Origin of the sequence: Peribacillus sp. YIM B13481 (assembly GCF_042787985.1) — a bacterium.
Taxonomy (GTDB): Bacteria; Bacillota; Bacilli; order Bacillales; family DSM-1321; genus Peribacillus; species Peribacillus simplex_A.
Window position 1 is genome coordinate 64,543 of the sequence record NZ_JBHZPE010000017.1, and the last position, 24,319, is coordinate 88,861.

General features: G+C 40.9%; 22 protein-coding genes. 19 read left to right on the top strand and 3 right to left on the bottom strand.

Features of this window, described 5'->3' with window-relative positions; translation table 11 throughout:
- Positions 1-79 precede the first annotated feature (79 nt).
- The 16 genes from ACFX4X_RS12235 (at position 80) to ACFX4X_RS12310 (ending at position 17,176) form a co-directional block, all read left to right on the top strand.
- A complete protein-coding gene (locus ACFX4X_RS12235; protein WP_125161976.1) occupies positions 80-337 on the top strand; it encodes a DUF3243 domain-containing protein in 258 nt (85 codons plus the stop codon).
- Between the two features lie 242 nt (positions 338-579).
- Positions 580-1,371, top strand: a complete 792-nt coding sequence (locus tag ACFX4X_RS12240) for a DUF3388 domain-containing protein (RefSeq protein WP_061462471.1) — start codon at positions 580-582, stop codon at positions 1,369-1,371.
- Between the two features lie 8 nt (positions 1,372-1,379).
- Positions 1,380-2,291, top strand: coding sequence for a helix-turn-helix domain-containing protein (locus ACFX4X_RS12245; protein WP_377383756.1), 912 nt, complete (start codon positions 1,380-1,382; stop codon positions 2,289-2,291).
- A gap of 160 nt (positions 2,292-2,451) precedes the next feature.
- A complete protein-coding gene (pgsA, locus tag ACFX4X_RS12250; RefSeq protein WP_034313524.1) occupies positions 2,452-3,036 on the top strand; it encodes a CDP-diacylglycerol--glycerol-3-phosphate 3-phosphatidyltransferase in 585 nt (194 codons plus the stop codon).
- A 22-nt stretch (positions 3,037-3,058) separates the two neighbouring features.
- Positions 3,059-4,291 carry a competence/damage-inducible protein A gene (locus tag ACFX4X_RS12255; protein ID WP_061466024.1) on the top strand — a complete coding sequence of 411 codons (1,233 nt, stop codon included), beginning with the start codon at positions 3,059-3,061 and terminating at the stop codon, positions 4,289-4,291.
- A gap of 347 nt (positions 4,292-4,638) precedes the next feature.
- On the top strand, positions 4,639-5,685 hold the full coding sequence (gene recA / locus ACFX4X_RS12260; RefSeq protein ID WP_061462474.1) for a recombinase RecA: 1,047 nt from the start codon (positions 4,639-4,641) through the stop codon (positions 5,683-5,685).
- Between the two features lie 349 nt (positions 5,686-6,034).
- The gene (rny, locus tag ACFX4X_RS12265) at positions 6,035-7,594 is read left to right on the top strand and encodes a ribonuclease Y (protein ID WP_061462475.1); all 1,560 of its coding nucleotides are present in this window, start codon (positions 6,035-6,037) and stop codon (positions 7,592-7,594) included.
- Positions 7,595-7,751: 157 nt separating this feature from the next.
- Complete coding sequence (locus ACFX4X_RS12270; RefSeq protein WP_089364416.1) at positions 7,752-8,549, top strand: TIGR00282 family metallophosphoesterase; 798 nt, start codon at positions 7,752-7,754, stop codon at positions 8,547-8,549.
- Positions 8,550-8,728: 179 nt separating this feature from the next.
- Positions 8,729-8,989 (top strand): stage V sporulation protein SpoVS, encoded by a 261-nt coding sequence (gene spoVS, locus ACFX4X_RS12275; protein ID WP_029281188.1) that lies wholly within the window; start codon positions 8,729-8,731, stop codon positions 8,987-8,989.
- A 138-nt stretch (positions 8,990-9,127) separates the two neighbouring features.
- Positions 9,128-10,063 carry a dipeptidase gene (locus tag ACFX4X_RS12280; RefSeq protein WP_061462477.1) on the top strand — a complete coding sequence of 312 codons (936 nt, stop codon included), beginning with the start codon at positions 9,128-9,130 and terminating at the stop codon, positions 10,061-10,063.
- A 217-nt stretch (positions 10,064-10,280) separates the two neighbouring features.
- Complete coding sequence (locus tag ACFX4X_RS12285) at positions 10,281-12,038, top strand: 2-oxoacid:acceptor oxidoreductase subunit alpha (RefSeq protein ID WP_377383761.1); 1,758 nt, start codon at positions 10,281-10,283, stop codon at positions 12,036-12,038.
- Positions 12,025-12,891: a 2-oxoacid:ferredoxin oxidoreductase subunit beta gene (locus ACFX4X_RS12290; protein ID WP_057913339.1), complete on the top strand. Its 867-nt coding sequence runs from the start codon at positions 12,025-12,027 to the stop codon at positions 12,889-12,891. Before ACFX4X_RS12285 ends, ACFX4X_RS12290 begins: the two co-directional genes overlap by 14 nt.
- 116 nt (positions 12,892-13,007) lie before the next feature.
- A complete protein-coding gene (locus ACFX4X_RS12295) occupies positions 13,008-13,355 on the top strand; it encodes a hypothetical protein (protein WP_377383764.1) in 348 nt (115 codons plus the stop codon).
- A 234-nt stretch (positions 13,356-13,589) separates the two neighbouring features.
- Positions 13,590-14,630, top strand: coding sequence for an L-threonine 3-dehydrogenase (tdh, locus tag ACFX4X_RS12300; RefSeq protein WP_377383767.1), 1,041 nt, complete (start codon positions 13,590-13,592; stop codon positions 14,628-14,630).
- A 571-nt stretch (positions 14,631-15,201) separates the two neighbouring features.
- Entirely contained in the window at positions 15,202-16,746 is a 1,545-nt protein-coding gene (gene miaB / locus ACFX4X_RS12305) for a tRNA (N6-isopentenyl adenosine(37)-C2)-methylthiotransferase MiaB (protein ID WP_061462480.1), read from the top strand.
- Position 16,747: 1 nt separating this feature from the next.
- Complete coding sequence (locus tag ACFX4X_RS12310; protein WP_061462481.1) at positions 16,748-17,176, top strand: YlbF/YmcA family competence regulator; 429 nt, start codon at positions 16,748-16,750, stop codon at positions 17,174-17,176.
- Between the two features lie 150 nt (positions 17,177-17,326).
- Here ACFX4X_RS12310 and ACFX4X_RS12315 read toward each other — a convergent pair whose 3' ends face one another.
- From ACFX4X_RS12315 to ACFX4X_RS12325, 3 genes are all read right to left on the bottom strand, one after another.
- Complete coding sequence (locus ACFX4X_RS12315) at positions 17,327-17,458, bottom strand: IS3 family transposase (RefSeq protein ID WP_375166244.1); 132 nt, start codon at positions 17,456-17,458, stop codon at positions 17,327-17,329.
- Between the two features lie 208 nt (positions 17,459-17,666).
- Positions 17,667-18,071, bottom strand: a complete 405-nt coding sequence (locus ACFX4X_RS12320) for an IS3 family transposase (protein WP_284471242.1) — start codon at positions 18,069-18,071, stop codon at positions 17,667-17,669.
- 14 nt (positions 18,072-18,085) lie between these two features.
- Positions 18,086-18,238: a hypothetical protein gene (locus ACFX4X_RS12325; RefSeq protein WP_284471241.1), complete on the bottom strand. Its 153-nt coding sequence runs from the start codon at positions 18,236-18,238 to the stop codon at positions 18,086-18,088.
- Positions 18,239-18,788: 550 nt separating this feature from the next.
- Between ACFX4X_RS12325 and ACFX4X_RS12330 the strand changes: the two genes are divergently transcribed.
- The 3 genes from ACFX4X_RS12330 (at position 18,789) to mutL (ending at position 24,188) form a co-directional block, all read left to right on the top strand.
- Complete coding sequence (locus ACFX4X_RS12330; protein ID WP_089364422.1) at positions 18,789-19,328, top strand: outer spore coat protein CotE; 540 nt, start codon at positions 18,789-18,791, stop codon at positions 19,326-19,328.
- 269 nt (positions 19,329-19,597) lie between these two features.
- Positions 19,598-22,225 carry a DNA mismatch repair protein MutS gene (gene mutS, locus ACFX4X_RS12335; protein WP_317776837.1) on the top strand — a complete coding sequence of 876 codons (2,628 nt, stop codon included), beginning with the start codon at positions 19,598-19,600 and terminating at the stop codon, positions 22,223-22,225.
- 22 nt (positions 22,226-22,247) lie between these two features.
- Complete coding sequence (mutL, locus tag ACFX4X_RS12340; protein WP_377383774.1) at positions 22,248-24,188, top strand: DNA mismatch repair endonuclease MutL; 1,941 nt, start codon at positions 22,248-22,250, stop codon at positions 24,186-24,188.
- The last annotated feature ends 131 nt before the right edge of the window (positions 24,189-24,319 follow it).

A 24,319-nucleotide genomic window follows, 5' to 3' on the forward strand; every position in this document is an offset into this window, starting at 1 on the left:
TTTTTAAACCCATGTATAATTTCCCCGGTTCCTTCACAAAATATCTATGTACTATTTTGAAAGGAAAGGGTGACCATACATGTCTGTACTAGACAATTGGGATCAATGGAAAAATTTCTTAGGCGACAGATTAAATCAAGGTGAACAACAAGGTTTGTCAGATGGTGCTGTTAACGACTTGGCTTTCGAAATCGGTGATTACCTTTCGAAGCAAGTTGAGCCCCAGAATGAACAACAGAGAGTACTTGCTGATCTTTGGTCAGTCGCAAGCGATCAAGAAAAACATGCCATGGCAAGCGTTATGGTCAAGTTAGTCGAGAACAATGGAACAAGGTAAAAAATATCAATCCAAAGGCCCTGTTAATATTTAACAGGGCCTTTGGATTGATATTGATCACAATTTATCCCCATATATAAAAATGAATACTTTTATAGGGTTTTTCCTTTTAACTTATCACGAAATGCTATATTATAGAAGCTAGACAATAATAACTAATGGGTGCAGACCTTTAAATTTACGATGGATAAGTTTTGCCCCTAATTTTAGGGTAAAAGCTTTTAGGCTTAAGGAGTGTTATCGTGGAGAATAAAGAATGGTATTTTGAATATGAAATTCAAGTCAACCGTCCAGGTTTATTAGGGGATATTTCATCCCTGCTGGGTATGCTGTCCATCAATATCATCACTATTAACGGGGTCGATGAAGGCAGGCGTGGTTTACTTTTGATGGCGAAAGATAGCCGTAACATAGAAAGATTCGAATCAATCCTCCATACGATGGATACGATAAAGGTCATTAAGCTTAGGGAACCTAAATTGCGTGACCGTCTCGCTGTCAGGCATGGGAGGTATATTCAGCGCGATGCTGATGAGAAAAACACCTTTAGGTTTGTACGTGATGAACTAGGCTTACTTGTCGATTTCTTGGCCGAGCTATTTAAACAGGAAGGTCATAAATTAATCGGGATACGAGGTATGCCACGTGTCGGAAAAACTGAATCTATCGTAGCCTCGAGTGTATGTGCTAATAAGAGATGGTTGTTTGTGTCATCGACCCTTTTAAAGCAGACTATTCGCAGTCAGCTTATTGATGATGAATATAATAATGATAATTTGTTCATTTTAGATGGAATTGTTTCCACACGCCGTGCAAATGAGCGTCATTGGCAGTTGATTCGCGAAATCATGAGGCTTGATGCGGTTAAAGTCATCGAACATCCGGATGTTTTTGTCCAAAATACGGAGTATACTCTCGAAGACTTTGATTATATTATTGAATTGCGAAACAATCCAGATGAAGAAATAACATATGAAGTTGTCGACCAAAAAGACCAGTTTTCAGGGTCCAATTTTGGCTCCTTTGACTTTTAAAATGGCAGGTGTTTTATTTGACTGAGTTAGGTAATCGATTAAAGGAAGCTAGGGAAGCCAAAGGGCTTAGCCTAGAAGATTTACAGGAATTAACGAAGATTCAAAAGCGTTACCTCATTGGCATTGAAGAGGGTAATTACAGTATGATGCCTGGAAAGTTCTATGTACGGGCATTCATAAAGCAATATTGTGAAGCGGTTGGGCTGGATTCAGAAGAGATTTTCGAACAATATAAGAGTGAAGTGCCTTCAGTCTATAGCGAGGAATTGCCAGAACAGCTTTCAAGGGTCCAATCCCGGAAAACGATGCCGGCAGGGAATTCCAAGGTTGTAGAAATGTTACCTAGGGTCCTGGCTGCCGTTTTAGTCATTGGTGCGGCTGTATTGATATGGGTCCTGGTATCGAACTATATGAGTAAGCCGGATATTGATGATAAAAAGGGCGCTAAACAGAGCGAAGCCGTGGGTTACAATAAAAGTGATGGGTTTAATAATGAAGAAAAAGAGAATCCAGACAAGAAACAGAATGATGTAAAACCAGATTCATCTGATAAGAAGAATGAAGATGAATCAGATGTTAAAGATGAAAAGAAAGAGCAAAAGCTTGCCGTCATCAGTTCCAGCGGTAAAAATAGTACGTATGAATTGAAAAATACGGATACCTTTAAATTAAAGGTGACTTCCAAAGGCTCACCATGGGTAGGCATAAAAAATGGTGAGGGTAAATTACTATTCCAGGGCACCATCGACAATAATGAGAGCCAGGAAATTGATTTCACCAATGAAAAAGAAGCTGTCATCAATATTGGCAGAGCGTATGAAACTGAAATTTTTGTAAATGATGAGAAGCTGGAGTATTCTATTTCACCGACTGAAGTGAATACGCAATTGGTAACGATACAATTTACGAAAGCCGAATAGTCATCTTATAGATGACTATTTTTTCTCTATACAATATTAAGACCGGATTTTGCTCTACCTGGCATAAGATTGGTTTTGAGTTAAATTATACATATAAGCATTATTTTAGATCTATAACGCATTGCCCTAAAGGCAGGCGTAAATTTTGGAGGTAAAAGTTTTGAATCTGCCTAATAAGATTACAGTAGCAAGAATCTGTTTAATACCAGTATTTTTAATCATCATGCTCGTTCCTTTTTCTTGGGGGACGCTGACTTGGGGAGAATACAGTTTGCCAGTGGCACATTTAGCTGGTGCCATCCTCTTTATCATAGCTTCTACTACTGATTGGATCGATGGCCATTTTGCCAGGAAATATAATATGATTACTGATTTAGGGAAATTTTTAGATCCATTGGCTGATAAGCTTCTGGTTTCGGCTGCCCTAATTGTATTGGTTGATCTGGATTTAATGTACGGTCAGTCTTGGATTGCTATCGTGATCATTAGTCGTGAATTTGCTGTGACCGGTTTGCGTTTGGTACTGGCGGGTACAGGGGAAGTGGTTGCAGCGAACCAGCTTGGTAAAATTAAAACATGGGCACAAATTGTTTCTATTTCGGCATTATTGCTGCATAACCTTCCATTTGCCCTCATTTCTCTTCCGTTTGCTAATATCGCATTATGGATTGCATTAATCTTTACAATATGGTCAGGTTTGGATTATTTTATAAAAAACAAAGAAGTATTTGTTAATTCCAAGTAAAACGAATGGTGGTTTTGAAAAGATGGATGCAGAAATCATTGCAGTGGGCTCTGAGCTTCTTTTAGGACAAATCAATAACACTAATGGGAGATTCCTATCGCAGCAGTTTGCGGAAATGGGAATCAATGTTTTTTACCATACTGTAGTCGGGGATAACGACCGTCGTTTACAACAAGCTATAGAAATCGCTGAATCAAGGGCGAACTTGATCGTCTTTACAGGTGGACTAGGACCTACCAAAGATGATTTAACGAAGGAAACGATTGCTCGCCATATAGGGAAAAAGCTCGTTTTTAATGATGAGGCTTTGCAATCCATTGAAGCTTACTTCCAAAAACGGGACCGGCCGATGACGGAAAACAACAAGAAGCAGGCCCTTGTATTGGAGGGCAGTGAAGTGTTGGCGAACGATCATGGCATGGCACCGGGAATGGTCTTGTCCAAATCCGGGATTACATATATGCTTCTACCTGGTCCGCCAAGTGAAATGGAGCCGATGTTTTTAAGTTATGGTTATGAATCGATTATGAATAAATTGGATAAGCACGAACGGATCGATTCCAAGGTTCTTCGGTTCTACGGGATAGGTGAAGCCGAACTGGAAACGGTTATTGAAGATCTTCTTGTCAATCAAACGAATCCGACAATTGCTCCTCTGGCAGCCGAAGGGGAAGTGACGTTAAGGATTACCGCTAAAGACTCATCCAAAGAAAAATGCGAAGAGCTTATTTTAGAATCGGAAAAAGAAATCCTTAGCCGGGTAGGTAAGTTCTATTATGGAAGTGATAATACTTCGCTAATAAAGGAACTTGTAAAAGAATTAACGGTCCGCAAACTTTCAATCGCGGCAGCCGAAAGCTTGACAGGTGGAATGTTCCAAGAACAGCTGACAACCATCCCGGGGGCCGGTAAAGTTTTCAAAGGCGGCATTGTCAGTTATACGAATGATGCAAAGTCAAATGTACTTGGCGTCAGTGATGATACCATCTCAGAGCACGGGGTGGTCAGCGGTGAGTGTGCAATGGAAATGGCCTCTAATGTCCGGAAAAAGCTCGATGCAGACGTAGGCATAAGCTTTACGGGTGTCGCAGGACCGGATGAACAGGAAGGCAAGCCTGTTGGTACAGTATTCATTGGCATTTCTTATCGGGATGGAAAGACTCATTTCAAAGAATTGAATCTTTCCGGAAGCAGGGCGCAGAACCGTATTCGCAGTGTGAAGTACGGCTGTCATTACCTGTTAAGGGATTTATAAACGCTGAAGCAGAGCTTTTTACGGCTCTGCTTTTTTATTTGGTTGAAAAAGTTTGTTTCTTGAAAAAACGGGGAAAAAGAAAAAAGTTAATTCAAAGAAAAAAGTTTTTAAAGTGAGTAAGTGAATGGAAATGGGGATTTCCTCAAGATAAAATGGTTTTTTATAAAGAATATCCCGAAAGAAAAAAACGAATGAATGTTCGACTTTTTGCTTGGCAAAATAGTAAAAAGAGTATATAGTAAAGATAGGTTTTGAGACAGGATACAAACCTTGATCTCAAATAATTGCTAACGTTAGAAAACCCTTAATCGGACAGCCGATTATTTGAATATAGAGGAGGAAATTGAGTGAGTGATCGTCAAGCGGCTTTAGATATGGCGTTAAAACAAATTGAAAAACAATTTGGTAAAGGTTCTATTATGAAACTTGGGGAACAGTCTGATCGAAGGATTTCAACGATTTCAAGCGGTTCTTTAGCATTGGACGTAGCATTGGGAGTAGGCGGATATCCAAGAGGTCGGGTCATTGAGATATATGGACCTGAAAGCTCCGGTAAAACGACTGTTGCATTACATGCTATTGCAGAAGTACAAAAGACTGGTGGCACGGCTGCATTCATTGATGCTGAGCATGCTCTAGATCCAGCATATTCAGAAAAACTTGGTGTGAATATTGATGAGCTACTGCTTTCACAGCCTGATACGGGTGAACAAGCCTTAGAGATCGCCGAAGCGTTAGTTCGAAGTGGAGCGGTAGATATCATAGTCATTGATTCGGTTGCCGCACTTGTTCCTAAAGCTGAAATCGAAGGTGAAATGGGAGATTCCCATATGGGTCTTCAAGCACGGATGATGTCTCAGGCACTTAGAAAACTGTCTGGTGCCATTAATAAATCAAACACCATTGCCATTTTCATTAACCAAGTCCGTGAAAAAATTGGTGTAATGTTTGGGAACCCAGAAACGACTCCGGGAGGCCGGGCATTGAAGTTCTATTCAACTGTTCGCCTGGAAGTGCGTCGTGCGGAACAATTAAAACAAGGTAATGAAATTGTCGGTAATAAAACTAAAATCAAAGTTGTAAAAAACAAGGTTGCCCCTCCATTCCGTCAAGCAGAAGTTGATATCATGTATGGTCAAGGGATTTCTCAGGAAGGTGAAATCATCGATATGGGTGCAGATCTTGATATCGTCCTTAAAAGCGGCTCATGGTACTCATATAATGAAGAGCGTGTCGGACAAGGCCGCGAAAATGCGAAGCTGTTCTTAAAAGAAAATCAGGATATCGCTCTGGAAATTTCTCAGAAAATCAGAGATCACTATAATCTTGATGGAGAACATGAATTGCCACCAGAAGAAAATGAAACAGAAGAACATTTTGAATTACTTGATTAATGGCAGGAAAAGGTCTAAGCTTGATCGCTTAGGCCTTTTCTATATATTGTGAGAAAAATGTGAAATTTCCAGCGGGTTAAATGGCTGTGAAAACGGATTTACAGACATTTTCCATAATGAATGCTGTACTTAATGGTGGTTCATATAAAGAAAACTTGAATAATCATTGATACATAAGGGACAAACGCTTGACAATAAAAATTCTCAACTATACAATTAATATGTATATTTTACAATTTTTCAAACTAAAATTTTGAAAATTAAGTGCTGTATATTGAATTTAGTGCAATGTACTTGCCGACAGTTCAACATTTTATGTAAAAAGTTCATAGCAAGGGGAGGTGAAACGATGGAACCCATGACAATCATCTTCACTTTGCTTGGCCTAATCGTCGGTGCAGTTGTTGGTTATTTTATTCACAAATCAAAATTTGAGAGTAAAATAGCAGGGGCAAAGGGCTCTGCAGAACACATCCTTGAGGATGCAAAACGTGAAGCGGAAGCTCTTAAGAAAGAAGCCTTGTTGGAAGCAAAAGATGAAATTCATAAAGTTCGTTCTGATTCTGATCGGGAATCCCGTGAAAGAAGGAACGAATTACAAAAACAAGAAAATCGGTTATTGCAAAGAGAAGAGAATCTGGACCGAAAGGATGAAACGTTAGACAAACGTGAAAGCCTTTTGGAGAAAAAAGAAGATTCTCTAAACCAAAGACAACAGCATATTGAAGAGATGGAAAGCAAAGTGGAAGAGACGGTTCGTAAGCAGCAAACAGAGCTTGAACGTGTTTCCGGTTTAACTCGAGAAGAAGCTAAAGCAATCATTATAGACCGAATGGAAAACGAACTGGCTCACGATGTAGCGCTTATGATTAAAGAAAGTGATACCCGTGCCAAAGAAGAAGCTGATAAAAAAGCAAAAGAAGTTCTTTCTCTTGCCATTCAGCGTTGTGCGGCTGATCATGTTGCAGAAACCACCGTTTCTGTAGTGAATCTTCCAAACGATGAAATGAAAGGACGGATAATCGGACGTGAAGGACGAAATATCCGGACGTTAGAAACGCTAACAGGTATTGACCTTATTATTGATGATACTCCTGAAGCTGTCATTTTATCTGGATTTGATCCAATTAGACGGGAAACGGCACGCTTGGCTCTTGAAAAACTTGTTCAGGACGGACGGATCCATCCGGCTCGAATTGAAGAAATGGTTGACAAAGCAAGACGTGAGGTGGATGAACATATTCGTGAAATTGGTGAACAAACAACTTTTGAAGTTGGAGTTCACGGTCTCCATCCAGATCTTATCAAAATACTAGGACGTTTGAAGTTCCGTACAAGTTATGGGCAAAACGTACTTAAGCATTCAATTGAAGTGGCCCAGCTTTCAGGTTTACTGGCCGCAGAGCTTGGTGAGGATGAAGTTCTTGCCCGCCGTGCAGGTTTATTGCATGATATTGGGAAAGCGATTGATCATGAAGTGGAAGGCAGTCATGTTGAAATTGGCGTTGAATTAGCAACCAAATATAAAGAGCATCCAACTGTCATTAACAGCATCGCTTCCCATCATGGTGATACGGAACCAACTTCCATCATTTCAGTGCTTGTGGCTGCTGCAGATGCATTATCAGCTGCAAGACCGGGTGCTAGAAGTGAAACGCTTGAAAATTACATTAGAAGACTTGAAAAACTTGAGGAGATTTCCGAATCCTATGATGGAGTGGAAAAATCATTTGCGATTCAAGCCGGACGAGAAGTACGGATTCTAGTGAAACCAGAGCAAATCGATGACCTTTCGGCCCATCGACTCGCTCGTGATATCCGAAAAAGGATTGAAGAAGAGCTCGATTACCCAGGTCATATAAAAGTCACGGTCATCCGTGAAACAAGAGCAGTCGAATACGCCAAATAAATTGATAATGAAAGACGAAGTGGTGCAAACCACTTCGTTTTTTCTTTTTCTAATATTAATCGATAAGCATGATTCCTATAATGACACCATGTTATGTTACAATACATACTTGAATAATCCATATCATAATAAATGTGAATCTAGAAAGGGTTTTACAATGAAATTGCTATTTATTGGAGATGTCGTAGGGTCTCCTGGTCGTGATATGATCCAAGAATACCTTCCTAAGTTAAAAGAAAAGTATCGTCCGCATATCACGGTCATCAACGGGGAAAATGCTGCAAGTGGCCGGGGAATTACAGAAAAGATTTACCGCAGTTTTTTAGAGTGGGGAGCGCAGGCAGTGACCATGGGAAACCATACATGGGATAATCGCGATATTTTCAATTTTATTGATGACGCGAAATATCTCGTCCGGCCAGCGAACTTTCCGGACGGAGCACCTGGCGATGGAATGAAATTTTTAAAATTGAATCAACAGGAAATAGCGGTCATCAATTTGCAGGCTAGAACGTTCATGCCGGATTTGGATTGTCCGTTCAAAAAGGCGGAAGAACTAGTCGCGGAGGCTCAAAAAAGGACACCAATCATCTTTGTTGATTTTCACGGAGAGGCTACAAGTGAAAAGCAAGCTATGGGGTGGTTCCTGGATGGGAAGGTTACAGCCGTTGTTGGTACACACACACACGTCCAGACAGCCGATAACCGTATTTTACCTGCTGGCACCGCTTACATATCAGATGTAGGCATGACAGGACCGTATGATGGCATCCTTGGTATGGAAAGAGAGGCAGTAATCCATCGGTTCCTAACTAGCCTTCCTGTTCGTTTCGAAGTGCCTAAGGAGGGGCGGACGCTATTAAGTGGGGTTCTCCTTGAAATTGATGATAAAACTGGCAAAGCTAAAAAAATTGAAAGAATACTGATTAACGAAGATCACCCCTTTGATAATTGATTTGAATGGATGGACAGTCAAATGACTTTCCATCCATTTTTTTATTCTTTAATAAATGGTGGACAATCCAGGTTTTCTTTGTCATACAAGTTTTACTTGCTGAATATAGTAGCAGTGGAAAGTGTTATAACTATTGAGCCAGAGATTATAATCGGCAGGGAAAACAAGGAGGACTAGGAATGGAAATATTAAAGGTTTCAGCAAAATCTAATCCTAATTCTGTAGCAGGCGCACTAGCGGGAGTGCTCAGAGAAAGAGGAGCAGCCGAAATTCAGGCAATCGGTGCAGGTGCGTTAAATCAAGCCGTCAAGGCAGTAGCAATCGCAAGAGGGTTTGTCGCCCCTAGTGGAGTTGACTTGATTTGTATTCCTGCCTTTACAGATATACTTATTGATGGCGAAGAACGAACTGCTATAAAGCTAATCATTGAACCAAGATAATTTCATGGGTGGGTGTCCTGTTTGTCGGATGGCGAGCAGGCTCTTTTTTGTCCTGAAATCCAAATGACGAAAAATCGAGATCGCTTTATAATGGAATATATGATCTCTAAATAGATAAGGGCAGGAAGGGGGATTACATTGGCGATTTTTGATGCACATTGTGATGTGTTGATGAAGATGTTCAAAGATCCGGATATTTCTTTTTTAGATAGTGATAAATTACATATAACAAAGCGGGGGTTATTGGATGAAGGAGGAAAAGTCCAATGTTTTGCGATTTATATTCCAGAGAATGTCCACCCGGATATGAGATTTCAAGCGGCTTTGGCGATGGTGGATATTTTTCATGAAAAGATTTTATCAGAGCCGGAAATGAAATTTATAAAGACCAAAGCAGACATCGATTCTCTAAAAGAAAAGGAAATCGGTGCGATGCTAACCTTAGAGGGATGCGATTGCATTGGAAATGATTTATTGAAACTGAAAACACTAATTCATCTTGGAGTGTCCTCTGTAGGTTTAACTTGGAATTACGCTAACTTGGTAGCAGATGGGGCTTTAGAATCAAGAGGGGGCGGATTGACAGGGTTTGGAACGGAGGTGGTCGCGCTTTTGAATGAGAAATCAATTTGGTGTGATTTATCCCATCTATCTGAAGCTGGATTTTGGGACACCCTAAAGAAGGCGAAATTCCCAATTGCCTCCCATTCGAATGCCTATCAGCTTTGTTCGAATCCGCGAAATTTAAAAGACGGCCAGATAAAAGCGCTTTTGCAAAAAAATGGAGTGATAGGGGTAACCTTTGTCCCTCAATTCCTATCTAATGGTGAATCGGCTTCGATAAAGGATATCTTGAAACATATAGAACATATATGCAGTTTGGGCGGGGAAAGACAAATTGGATTAGGGTCTGACTTCGATGGAATCGATCATATGGTAGAAAATTTAATGTCATATAAGGATTATCATAATTTTATCAATGAACTCAACATGCTTTATTCAAGTGAGTTCGTAAAAGGTCTCCTTTTTGGTAATTTCACTCGTAATTTTCCGCTTAAACAGGAATTATCTTAAGTGATTTTTAATTCTTACTATATAGATATGAATAAATATTCTGAAAATATAAAAAACAAAAGCAAAAAGGTTGCAATTTAATGATTTAACCGATAGAATTGAAAGCGTTTAGTACACCTTTCCTAAATTAGAACGATTAATTATACATAGTCGAATGTTCTGAAGGGAGGTGCGGTTAAATGCATTTATATACGAACGTCCTAAAGGAGTGTAAGACATGATCAATCAACTTTCATGGAAAGTTGGCGGACAACAAGGTGAAGGTATTGAAAGTACAGGAGAAATATTCTGTATTGCCCTCAATCGCTTAGGTTATTACTTGTATGGCTACCGTCATTTCTCATCCCGAATCAAGGGTGGACACACGAATAACAAAATTCGTGTAAGTACTACGGAAACTCGTGCTATCTCTGATGATTTAGACATCTTAGTTGCTTTTGACCAAGAAACAATTGACGTCAATTATAAAGAATTACATGAGGGTGGCATCATAATCGCAGATGCAAAATTCAAACCTGTCTGCCCAGAAGATACAAAGGCAGAATTATATATTGTTCCATTTACGGAAATAGCAGCCGAATTAGGGACATCTTTAATGAAAAATATGGTCGCTATCGGTGCGACATGTGCTGTTCTTGGAATGGAAATTTCCGTATTCAACGATGTGGTTGATGAAATATTCGGCCGCAAAGGTGAAGAAATCGTAAAGAAGAATATGGAAGCCATTACTGCTGGCTATAAGGCAATGGAAGTGATGCTTGGAGAAAAACTGGGCGCAATGGAGCTTGAAAAAGCAGACGGCCAAAAACGATTGTTCATGATCGGGAACGATGCTATCGCTCTAGGTGCAGTTGCAGGCGGTTGCCGCTTCATGGCAGCTTATCCAATTACTCCAGCCTCGGAAATTATGGAATATCTGATTAAAAAACTTCCTCAATTGGGTGGGACGGTCATACAGACTGAAGATGAAATCGCAGCGGCTACAATGGCGATTGGTGCAAACTATGGTGGTGTACGTGCCATCACTGCTTCAGCTGGACCTGGACTTTCCTTGAAGATGGAAGCGATTGGTTTAGCGGGCATTACCGAGACGCCAATTGTCATTGTCGATACTCAGCGTGGCGGTCCATCTACGGGACTTCCTACAAAACAGGAGCAATCCGATTTAATGGCCATGATTTATGGTACTCATGGTGAAATCCCTAAAATCGTAATGGCTCCAAGTACAGTCGAAGAAGCTTTTTATGATACGGCAGAAGCATTCAATCTTGCAGAGGAATATCAATGTCCAGTTATCGTTTTATCCGATTTACAGCTATCACTAGGTAAACAAACGGTTCAGCCGCTTGATTACAGCAGGGTGGAGATAAGACGCGGTAAATTGGTGGACTTTGAAATTGAAGAGGCTGAAAACAAATCTTACTTCAAGCGTTATAAAGTAACGGAAGACGGGGTCTCACCACGTGTAGTGCCTGGTATGAAAAATGGAATTCACCATGTTACCGGTGTTGAACATGATGAAACGGGTAGACCTTCTGAGACGGCATTGAATCGTAAAGTGCAAATGGATAAACGGATGCGTAAGCTGGATAATTTAACTAACACATTCCAAACACCAGTATACAAAAACACACCGCATGAAGAAGCGGATTTATTAATTCTTGGTTTTAACTCTACACGCGGGACCATTGATGAAGCGATCGGCCGGTTAGAAACGGATGGAATGAAAGTGAATCATGCGCAAATCCGTTTGATTCATCCTTTCCCGGCTGATGAAGTCCTATCGTTGGTGCAAAGTGCTAAGAAAGTGGTAGTTATTGAAAATAATGCGACTGGACAATTGGCTAATATTATCAAGATGAATGTCGGACATGTTAATAAAATTAAAAGCATCCTAAAATATGATGGCAACCCATTCCTCCCGCATGAAATTCACACACAATGCAAGGAGATGTTCGAATATGGCAACGTTTAAAGAGTTTCGTAATGATGTAAAACCTAACTGGTGTCCTGGCTGCGGAGATTTCTCCGTTCAGGCTGCCATGCAGCGTGCGGCAGCCAATGTAGGATTGGAGCCGGAGAATCTGGCTGTTGTTTCCGGTATCGGCTGTTCAGGACGTATATCCGGTTACATCAAGTCATACGGTTTCCACGGAATCCATGGCCGCTCTCTGCCAATTGCCCAAGGAGTGAAAATGGCAAATCGTGAATTGACCGTTATAGCTTCAGGCGGTGACGGAGATGGTTTTGCAATCGGGATGGGACACACCATTCATGCGATCCGTCGTAATATAGACATTACCTATATTGTCATGGATAACCAAATTTATGGTTTGACAAAAGGCCAGACCTCACCTAGATCTGCTGCTGGATTTAAAACGAAATCCACTCCAGAAGGATCAATAGAACAGGCTGTTTCACCTATGGAATTAGCTTTGTCAGCTGGCGCTACGTTTGTCGCCCAAAGCTTTTCCACTGACTTGAAAGACCTGACAGCGATCATTGAAGCAGGGATAAACCATAAAGGGTTTTCCTTTATCAATGTTTTCTCTCCTTGCGTAACATATAATAAGATTAATACGTATGATTGGTTTAAACAAAACTTAACTAAATTGAACACGATTGAAGGCTATGATTCATCAAATAAAGAACAGGCCATGCAGACTTTGATGAAACATGACAGCCTTGTGACAGGTATTATCTATCAAGACTCTTCACGTCCTTCGTACCAGGAATTAGTGCCAGGGTATGCTGAAAAAGCGTTAAATAAATCCGATTTGACACTGGATCAAGCGCACTTTGATAAGCTTGTTGCTGAATTTATGTAAAAGTGAAAAGGTTCGCCCCTTAAGATGGGGTGAACCTTTTTTGTGGTTAATTATTAGGCTCTCCAGTAGATAGGCCACATGCTAGAAGACTAACGACTGGCTTAGCTTAACAACCGTTGTTGCATCTGCCGAAGTTACGGTTAAAAACCGCAACCGCCACCGCAACCGCCACCGAAACCGCCACCGCAACGGCCACCGAAACCGCCGCCGAAACCGAAGAAACAACAACGATTCCTTCTTCTACAACAACAGTTGTTGTTGTTATGATGATGGTGGTGATGGTGTTGATCGCGGTCCCGATCGCGGTCCCGATCCCGATCCCGATCGCGGTCACGGTCATGATCGCGGTCACGATCTCTGTCGCGCCTATTACAACCTCTCACAGCACGACAAAAATCGTCTGCGATTCTATCGTTATTATTGTTGTTACCATGATGATCATGATTATGGTTTCCAGAACATGACATATAAGTCACTCCTTCAATTATTTTTGTTGTACAAGATATCTTATTCGAGAGCGGACGAGATGCTATAGAAACATGACCCATTTAACAAAAATGTACGAATGCCCCAAAATCAACTTTATTATTGTACAAAAGACCGATACAAAAGCGATTAGGTATTTTTTTAATTAGTTTTTCATATCTTTACATATTAAGGCAGGTGAAAAGAGCAGCCCTATTTCAGGGGGAGTGTATATGAGAGGGAAAATGAAAGCAGTCGTCAAACATCACCGAGGATATGGGGCACAATTACAAGTTGTCGATATGCCGGATATTCGTGAGGACGAGGTCTTGATTCGAGTAAAGATGACCTCTATATGTGGAACGGATATTCATATCTTCACCTGGGATAAATGGTCGCAGGGAAGAGTGAATCCACCATACGTTTTTGGACACGAATTTGCTGGGGAAGTAATGGAGATAGGAGAAAATGTGAGCAATGTTTCAGTTGGTGATTGTGTATCTGCCGAAACACATATAGTTTGCGGTACATGCAGGCAATGCTTAACCGGGCAATTCCATATTTGTAAAAAAACAAATATTATCGGACTCGATAAACAGGGATGCTTTGCAGAGTATATAGCTCTGCCGGCCAAGAATCTATGGAAAAATCCAATTGGTATGCCACTCGATATAGCTACCATCCAAGAACCGATGGGAAATGCCGTACATTCAGTGCTTGCTGGAGAGGTCCTGGGTAAAACGGTGGCCATAATCGGCTGTGGTCCAATTGGGCTTATGGCAGTTGCTGTAGCAAAGGCTGCAGGTGCCGATAAAGTGATCGCTCTTGATATTAATGATTATCGGCTTCAGCTTGCCAAAAAGATGGGGGCTACAGACCTCATACATTCAATTAAACAAAATCCACTGGAAATCACGAAAGGCCTCACAAATTCGGATGGGGTGGATGTGGTTTGCGAAATGAGCGGTAATCCTACAGCTATTGAACAAGGGTTTAAGATGGCGACGAATGGTGGAAGGATATCAATTCTAAGTCTGCCATCTCAGCCGGTCACGCTTAATATAACGGATGATATTGTATTCAAGGGTCTTACTGTCCAAGGGATAACCGGAAGGAAAATGTTTTCAACCTGGCAACAGGTTTCAAGTTTGCTTGGGAGTGGCAATGTTGATGTAAAACCAATGATTACACACCGATTTTCACTAAGCGATTTTGAGAAGGGTTTTGAACTGATGATCAAAGGTCAGTGTGGCAAGGTGCTCCTAACCCCTTAAAGAGTGAGAAGGTTCACGAGTAAAACAACCAAATAAACGAGTAAAGCGGTCAAACTCACAAGTAAAATGCACAATTTCACGAGTAAAATGCCCAAACTCACGAGTAAAGCGCCCAAACTCACGAGTAAAATGCCCAAACTCACGATTAAAATGCACAATTTCACGAGTAAAGTGATCAATTTCACGAGTAAAGTGATCAAACTCACGATTAAAGCTCAAACTCACGAGTAAAGAGCATGGTCTGCATTTAAAATAGCTGTGAAGGAATAGTATCATCCTATCATTTAATAAGAAGAGGCTAATATCGTCATATTGAATATGCGAATCAAGCCTCTTCTTTCTTGTTCTTATTTTCCGCGTTTGTGAAAAATTTCTTACAATTGAAGAAGGCACGACAGAATGATTGTTTCTTGCTGTTAAAAGCTTTATACTAAGTTAATGTGGATATATCACAATTAAAAGCTAATATTTACTGGAAATTCTTAAAAAGAAACCGTCTAAAACCATTAGAAGATAGGTCTTGAAATAGTTGGTGAAGAAATAAACTAACTATTTTGAAAGGAGATTAACTATGAACGAGAAACAACGATTAGAATCACAACAAGTACAGGCTGAAAATTCAGCGGACAAAAAATCCGATAAGGACTTCAGTAAGTACTTTCAAGCCGTTTATATTCCGCCTTCCCTAAAAGATGCGAAAAAGCGAGGAAAAGAAGAAGTAGAATACCATGATGACTTTGCAATTCCTGAAGGTTTCCGTGGAATGGGAGAAGGCAAAAAGTTTTACATTCGTACATATGGCTGTCAAATGAACGAACATGATACAGAAGTCATGGCGGGCATCTTTACGGCACTTGGTTATGAGCCTACAAACACGGTGGATGATGCTAACGTCATATTACTTAACACTTGTGCGATTCGGGAAAACGCAGAGAATAAAGTGTTCGGTGAATTGGGCCATTTGAAATCATTGAAATTGGAAAAGCCGGATCTTTTGCTTGGGGTTTGCGGTTGTATGTCGCAAGAGGAGTCTGTTGTAAAGCGGATTCTAGAGAAGCACCATTTTGTAGATATGATTTTCGGAACGCATAATATCCATCGGCTGCCGCAAATTCTTAATGAAGCTTATCTTTCCAAGGAAATGGTCATTGAGGTTTGGTCCAAAGAAGGTGATGTAATCGAGAACCTTCCGAAAGTGCGTAAAGGCAAAACGAAGGCATGGGTCAATATCATGTATGGCTGCGATAAGTTTTGTACATACTGCATCGTACCTTACACAAGGGGTAAAGAAAGAAGCCGCAGACCTGAAGATATCATACAAGAAGTCCGTCATTTAGCGGCTCAGGGTTACAAGGAAATAACCCTGCTTGGACAGAATGTGAATGCATACGGTAAAGACTTTGCGGATATTGAATATCGTTTCGGTGATTTGATGGATGAAATCCGCAAAATCGATATTCCGCGTATTCGTTTTACGACCAGCCATCCCCGTGACTTTGATGATCACTTGATTGAAGTTCTGGCTAAAGGGGGAAATCTCGTTGACCATATCCATCTTCCAGTTCAATCGGGAAGTACGGAAACACTTAAAATCATGGCCCGTAAATATACACGAGAACAATATTTAGAGCTAGTAAAAAAGATTAAGGAAGCAATCCCAAGTGCATCGCTAACAACTGACATCATTGTAGGCTATCCGAATGAAACGGAAGAGCACTTTGAAGAGACGATGTCTTTATACCGTGAAGTTGGTTTCGATGCAGCATATACTTACATCTATTCACCACGTGAGGGAACACCGGCTGCGAAAATGCAGGATAATGTACCGATGGAAGTGAAAAAGGAACGCCTGCAACGTTTGAATGCCCTTGTCAATGAAACGTGTGCATTGAAAATGAAAGAGTATGATGGGCAGATTGTTGAAGTGCTTGTTGAAGGCGAAAGCAAGAAGAATGCGGAAATATTAGCAGGTTATACAACGAAAAATAAGCTCGTGAACTTCAAAGGACCAAAATCGGCAATTGGCCAAATCGTAAAAGTGAAAATCACTGGAACGAAAACATGGTCATTAAATGGGGATATGGTTGAAGAAGCAACGGCGATTGAGGTGGAGTAATATGACTAAATATACTAAAGATGACATACTGTCAAAAGCGGCAGAGCTTGCTGAAATGATTGCGAGCACGGAAGAAGTCGATTTCTTTAAACGGGCAGAAGCTCACATCAATGAAAACCAAAAAATCCGTGAAATGATCGCCAGTATCAAGAGCTTGCAAAAACAGGCGGTAAACTTCCAGCATTACGGAAAAGAAAAAGCATACAACCAAGTTCAGGCTAAAATCGATGCACTGGAAAAACAATTGGATGAACTACCGATCGTCCAAGAATTCAAACAATCCCAAGTTGATGTAAATGATCTTTTGCAAATGGTCTCATCACAAGTATCGAATAAGGTAACGGACCTGATCATTGAATCGACTGAAGGCGACGTCCTTCGCGGTGAGACAGGTTCACAGGTGCAAGCCGGAGGCGGAAGTTGTTCATGAATATTAAAAAGCCCTACTGATTTTGAACTATACCCCGAATAATGGACACAGTAAAAAAAGTCCCTTATTCGGGTAAAGTGTACCCCATTTTTTTGACAGTATGAAAAAATTGGCTAATAGGTGGTCCCGGTATTTTACCGGGGCCATTTTCTATAGTCCCCATTGATAACGAGACTCATTGTATTCTTCAATAACTCGATCAACTTCTTCCTTCACATCCGTTAAATTAGTACATGTTTTATATTCTGCTAAATCTTTAAAGTGGCCAAAAAAACTTTCCATCGGCGCATTATCCCAACAGTTCCCTTACGGGGATTGCACTCGGATGGAACTCGTGATTCATAGTCTGCCTTAGCTTGTTTAATGTTTCATAAACATATTCATATCTAATGGAGTGGATAAATGATACGTAACTATTTCTTTTATGACCGCATCTTTTACGCATGATAAATAAGCTGACCCTTTCCATAATAAAGATAGGTAATGTCTTTTAGCAGAATTTCCTCTGGCTCCCTCGGTTTGAATTCACGATTAAGAAGGTTGGACAAGTAAGGTGCTCCTCCTTGGTTGTCTTAGCCATCTTTCGAGACGGTTTGGCCCTTCTGATTTTTGCGAAGAGATTATATTTTGCCATCAACCGTCTGATTTTCTTATGATTCATGACGGCCGAATGATCATTTTCCATAACCATTTTGATCTGGAGGGCGCCTGCTTTTTCCTTTTTACTGAGGAGTATATTTTTAATTAATTTTATGTCCAAATCATCCTGTTCCTCGCGTAGCTTACGGGTTGGAGCTGCCTTTAACCAATCATAGTAGCCACTTCGACTTACACCAGCTAATTTGCATAGATAGGAAACAGCCTTCTTACTGGTATTGCCTGATCGTTCTTTCAATCAGATAGAACTTCTCAGCTGCACGCCCGCCTTTCTAACTCTTCCAGCTTTTTTAGGAAGTCATTTTCCGTTTCAAGGAATTTGATTCTCGCTTCGGCCTTCCTAAGTTGATCCTCTGCAGACTGTGGCTTAGAAGAAGGGCGTCTTTCCTTTTCCGCGGCGTTCACAGGAAGCCTTCCTCCACCAAGCCTTTCAAGGTATCACGCCAGCGCTGTAGACAACGCTTAGGTTTTTCCTTACCAATGATTTCGAGATTGAATCCATGTTCTATGAAAATTTGAGAGGGGGATTTCCCCTTTTTTATATTCCTTAATAGCTTTTGTTTTAAATTCAGGATTATAGGAAAATAGAACACTCTGAAGCACTTATGATTTTTGGGTTCTTTTCAAGTTCTTTAATCTGTAAATCAGTATATGTATTCTTACTCGTTGACCCCCTCCGTCCATACTCATTACTCCTATTGGAACATAAATAAACCGGAAAAGGGACGCTTTTTTATGTGTCAGCTATCAGGGCCATAGTTCAATTTAGAAGGGCTTTTTTAATACTTGGAAATCCTTATACAGCGCCCATTCGTGACACATATCCCAAAAGATGCGCATAAAATAACCTAGGTTTAAAACATTACTGCAGTTTTCAAACAATTAAAATTCTACGCACACTAGACTTTTACCACGCATAGGATGAATGGAAACTGTATGAGGAGGGTTCGCTAGCATGTCACAATATAGAGAGATAATTACTAAAGCGGTGGTGGCAAAGGGACGTAAATTCACAAAGTCCTCTCACACCATTTGCCCGGCTCATCATCCTTCTAGCATTCTAGGTTGTTGGATCATCAACCATAAATACGATGCAAAGAAAGTCGGCAAAAAGGTAGAAATTCACGGCAGCTACGAAATCAACGTCTGGTATTCTTATAACCATAATTCAAAGACGGAAGTTGTAACTGAAAAAGTGCAATATACCGACGTGATTTCGCTGAAATACCGTGATCCCGATTGTCAAGATGACCATGAAATCGTTGCAAAAGCTGTCCAACAGCCGAATTGTTTAGAAGCTTGCATCTCCCCATGTGGACAAAAAATAATTGTCCATGTGGAAAGGGAATTCTTTGTGGAAGTCGTCGGCGAAACGAAAATTTGTGTCGCTGTTAATCCAGATGGCCGCTGTGAGGATGACTGGGGCTCTGATTTCGATGATGAGGAATTTGAAGATTTAGATCCGGATTTCCTTGATGAATTCGAAGACGAATAGAATATAGAAAGTAACTACCGGATGACATTCCCTTCATCCGGTTTTATTTATTTTGTAGCGGGGCAAGTCCTTTACCAAAAAAATAAGATTGAAATGATACTATATACGTGTACATATTTTTGCAGATACTTAACTAGCATTCAACAGTTTAATCCCACAGGATAATTGATTTACATTCAATTTCGAATACAGGCAATGTTGCTTACCCGTATGTTATAATGAAGGACATAAATGGGTAATAGATTTTAGTTTGGAAAGGTTTTGAAAGAATGGCTGGATATACTCCGATGATACAGCAATATTTAAAAATTAAGGCAGAGTATCAAGATGCCTTTTTATTTTTTCGTTTAGGCGATTTTTATGAAATGTTTTTTGACGATGCACTGAATGCATCACAGGAGCTCGAAATCACATTAACGAGCCGAGAAGGTGGTAGTGAAGATCGAATTCCGATGTGCGGGATTCCATATCACTCGGCTCCTAATTATATTGATATATTGATAGAAAAAGGGTTTAAAGTAGCTATTTGTGAACAGACTGAGGATCCCAAACAAGCCAAAGGTGTGGTACGCAGGGAAGTTGTCCAGCTGATTACTCCGGGAACGAAAATGGACAGTAAGGGTCTTAGAGAAAAGGAAAATAATTATATTGCCACCATCACTTATTTTACGGATGGTCAGTTTGGCTTTGGATACAATGATTTATCGACAGGGGAAAATAAGGTCACTTTGATTGAGAGTTTTGAAGAAGTTCTGAATGAATTTGCCATCCTTGGTGCTAGCGAAGTGGTCATCGCTGAAGATTTCAATGAAGAATGGAAAAAAAAGCTGCAAGAACGGGGAGCTGCCGCTCTGTCCCTAGAGAATAATTTGGTTCAAAGCGAGTCATTCGCTGCATTGCTTCAACTGTTAAAAGACCAGAAACTGGCGACAACGACCTCACGTTTATTGAATTATCTATACCGTACCCAAAAACGCAGCCTGGATCATTTACAGCCAGTGCTTGCATATGAAACGTCACAATATATGAAAATTGATTATTATAGCAAACGCAATTTGGAGTTGACTGAAACCATTCGTTCCAAAGGTAAAAAAGGCTCATTATTATGGCTGCTTGATGAAACGAAAACAGCCATGGGCGGAAGGATGCTGAAGCAATGGATTGATAGACCGCTCATTAATAAAAACCAGATCGAGCGGAGGCAAAACCTTGTTGAAACCCTGAAAAATCAATACTTCGAACGGCAAGACTTACGTGAACGCCTGAAGGAAGTGTATGACTTGGAGAGGCTGGCCGGAAGGGTCGCCTTCGGGAATGTAAACGCTAGGGACTTGATTCAATTGAAGCGTTCATTGCAACAGGTGCCAATCATTCGTGAAATCGTGAAGTCAATGGCTTCCGATCATGATATTTCAATTCTTGCCGAAAAATTGGATCCTTGTGAAGAGGTGACGGATTTGCTTGAAACAGCGCTTGTTGAAAACCCGCCATTGTCCGTCAAGGAAGGGAATATCATTCAGGACGGTTTCCATAAGGAGCTGGATATATACAGGGATGCCAGCAGGAACGGGAAAACGTGGATTGCTCAGCTGGAACGTGAAGAACGGGAACGTACAGGAATCAGATCATTGAAAATCGGTTATAATCGTGTTTTTGGCTATTATATTGAAGTCACACGAGCCAATTTGCACCTGCTTGAAGAAGGGCGCTATGAAAGGAAGCAAACTTTAACGAATGCCGAACGTTATATCACACCTGAATTAAAAGAAAAGGAAGCTTTGATTTTACAAGCAGAGGAAAAAAGCATCAGTTTGGAATATGACCTATTCCTCAATCTTCGTGAAGAGGTCAAAAGCTATATCCCGCGCTTACAGGATTTGGCGAAAGGCGTCAGTGAATTGGATGTCCTGCAGTGCTTTGCGACGATTAGCGAAGAACGCCATTATGTGAAGCCTGTCTTTTCTGATGATCGAAGAATCGTCCTGAAGGAAGGCCGGCATCCAGTAGTGGAGAAAGTCCTTCAATCACAGGAGTATGTCCCAAATGACTGCTTTATGGATGGAGAACGGGAGCTACTCTTGATCACAGGGCCCAATATGTCGGGTAAAAGCACGTATATGCGCCAGCTTGCACTAACATCGATTCTAGCGCAGATTGGATGCTTCGTTTCCGCAAGTATAGCTGAATTGCCTATTTTTGATAAGGTATTTACTAGGATTGGCGCTGCTGATGATTTGATTTCCGGTCAAAGTACATTCATGGTCGAGATGCTTGAGGCAAGAAATGCCATTATGAATGCGACTGAAAACAGTTTGATATTATTTGATGAGATCGGGCGGGGAACATCAACTTACGATGGGATGGCACTTGCCCAGGCCATCATTGAATATATTCATGAAGAAATTGGGGCAAAGACCCTCTTTTCGACTCATTATCATGAATTGACGGTATTGGCATCGGAACTGCCTAAATTGAAAAATATCCATGTCAGTGCAATTGAGCAAAATGGAAATGTTGTTTTCCTTCATAAAATTAAAGAAGGGCCAGCAGATAAAAGTTATGGAATTCACGTGGCAAAGCTTGCTGATTTACCGAAGCAGTTAATTGATCGGGCCGCTGCTATTTTAGCGAAGTTAGAGAATGAAAATGGACAAGAAAAGGGGATGCATGAGCAGCCTGCTGCTGTTGTAAAAGCACCTATCGCCGAAGCAGCTCCTGTAACATCAGTCAATGAAGCACAGCTTTCCTTCTTTGGGGAAGAGGCTCCTAAGGGAAGAGTGAATTCCTCACCTAAGGAAAATAAGGTGCTGGACGACATAAAATCACTGGATATCCTTGAAATGACGCCGCTTGAGGCGATGAATATTCTTTATAAATTACAAAAGAAACTAAAATGAGAACAAAAGCGAGGCGATAAAAATGGGGAAAATCATACAACTTGACGAGGCTTTATCTAATAAAATCGCAGCTGGCGAAGTTGTAGAACGCCCTGCCTCAGTCGTTAAGGAACTTGTGGAAAACGCAATAGATGCAAACAGTACCATTATAGAGATTGAATTGGTGGAAGCTGGACTTGGTTCCATTAGGATCGTGGACAATGGCGATGGGATTTTGGCTGATGACATTGAGGCAGCATTTAAACGTCATGCCACAAGTAAAATAAAAGATGAAAATGACCTCTTCCGAATTCGAACACTGGGCTTCCGGGGAGAAGCGATGCCCAGTATTGCTTCAGTTTCCCGTTTCGAATTGAAAAGCAGCACTGGAGAAGGTGTAGGAACGCGCATACTTCTTGAAGGCGGCATGGTTAAAGAACTCGAGGCTTCATCCAGCCGTAAGGGAACGGATATCCTGGTTTCCGACTTGTTTTACAATACTCCTGCAAGGTTGAAATATATGAAAACCATTCATACCGAGCTAGGAAATATTACGGATGTCGCTAACAGGCTCGCACTTTCGCACCCGGATGTTTCTATACGGTTATCCCACAATGAGAAGCGTATCCTGCATACGAATGGTAACGGTGATGTCAGGCAGGTGCTAGCAGCAATCTATGGGACGAATATCGCCAAAAAGATGATTCCGATTCAGGCAAGCTCTTTGGACTTCAAATTATCCGGATATATCGTTATGCCGGAGGTCACCCGGGCTTCAAGGAATTATATATCAACTATGATAAACGGCCGCTTCATAAAAAACTATGCACTCGTGAAAGCGATCTTGGATGGGTACCATACACTTCTCCCAATTGGCCGTTTTCCAATTGCTTTGTTGAATATTGAAATGGATCCGATTCTTGTCGATGTCAATGTCCATCCATCCAAAATGGAGGTAAGGCTCAGTAAGGAACAGGAGCTTTACAGTCTTTTATCAGAAACGATTAAATCTGCGTTTAAAAAGCTATCTCTCATTCCTAGTGGATATACACCTGCACCAAAGCCGGAACAGGTGAAAAGTGAGCAAACTACTCTGGATTTGGACCATGTCGTGGAAAAGGGGAAGCGTATCCTTGAAGAAGCCAAGAAAGAAGCTTCACTCTTGAAGGATACCTTAATCCGGGAAAAGCAGGGACAAAAGAATTATGAGGATCATGTTGAAGAATTCAATCTCGAACCGATAAAGGAATTAATCTACAGCAATGAACAGCAGCAAATGGGAGATGCCTATATACCGGTCTTACCAGAAGATGAAAGAAAACCATATTTCGAATCGGCTGAAAAATATACAACCTACACTGTCGAGCAAGAGGAAGAAATCGAGGAGGATGAGTCGGAGAGTCGAATCCCTCCCATGTACCCAATTGGGCAAATGCATGGAACATATATTTTTGCCCAAAACGAAAAAGGTTTGTATATCATAGACCAACATGCTGCCCAGGAACGGATCAAATACGAATATTTTAAAGAAAAAGTCGGAAGAGTCGAAAACGAGCTACAGGATATGCTCGTACCCATCACGCTTGAATTTTCGACTGACCAATGTATCCGGATAAATGAATATCGGCATGAGTTGGAACGAGTCGGCGTCTTTTTAGAGGAGTTTGGCTATAACGCCTATATTGTCAGATCGCATCCTCAATGGTTCCCTAAAGGAATTGAACAGGAAATACTGGAAGAAATGATCGAACAATTGTTATCGATGAAAAAGGTAGACATCAAAAAACTGCGCGAGGAAGCAGCAATCATGATGAGCTGTAAAGCCTCCATTAAGGCAAACCGTCATCTGCGCAATGATGAAATTCAAGCACTTTTGGATGAACTAAGACGGACAACCGATCCCTTCACATGCCCTCATGGAAGACCTATCATCATCTCTTATTCCATTTATGAAATGGAGAAAATGTTCAAGAGGATCATGTAATAATAAACACTGGAGAACCCTTATTTACAAGGACTCTCCAGTGTTATTTTTATTAAAGGCTCTTTTCGTAAAGATTGTTGTTTTTAAAACGAAACTATTTAAGGTTGATTGGAGCGGAAGTGCGAGACTCC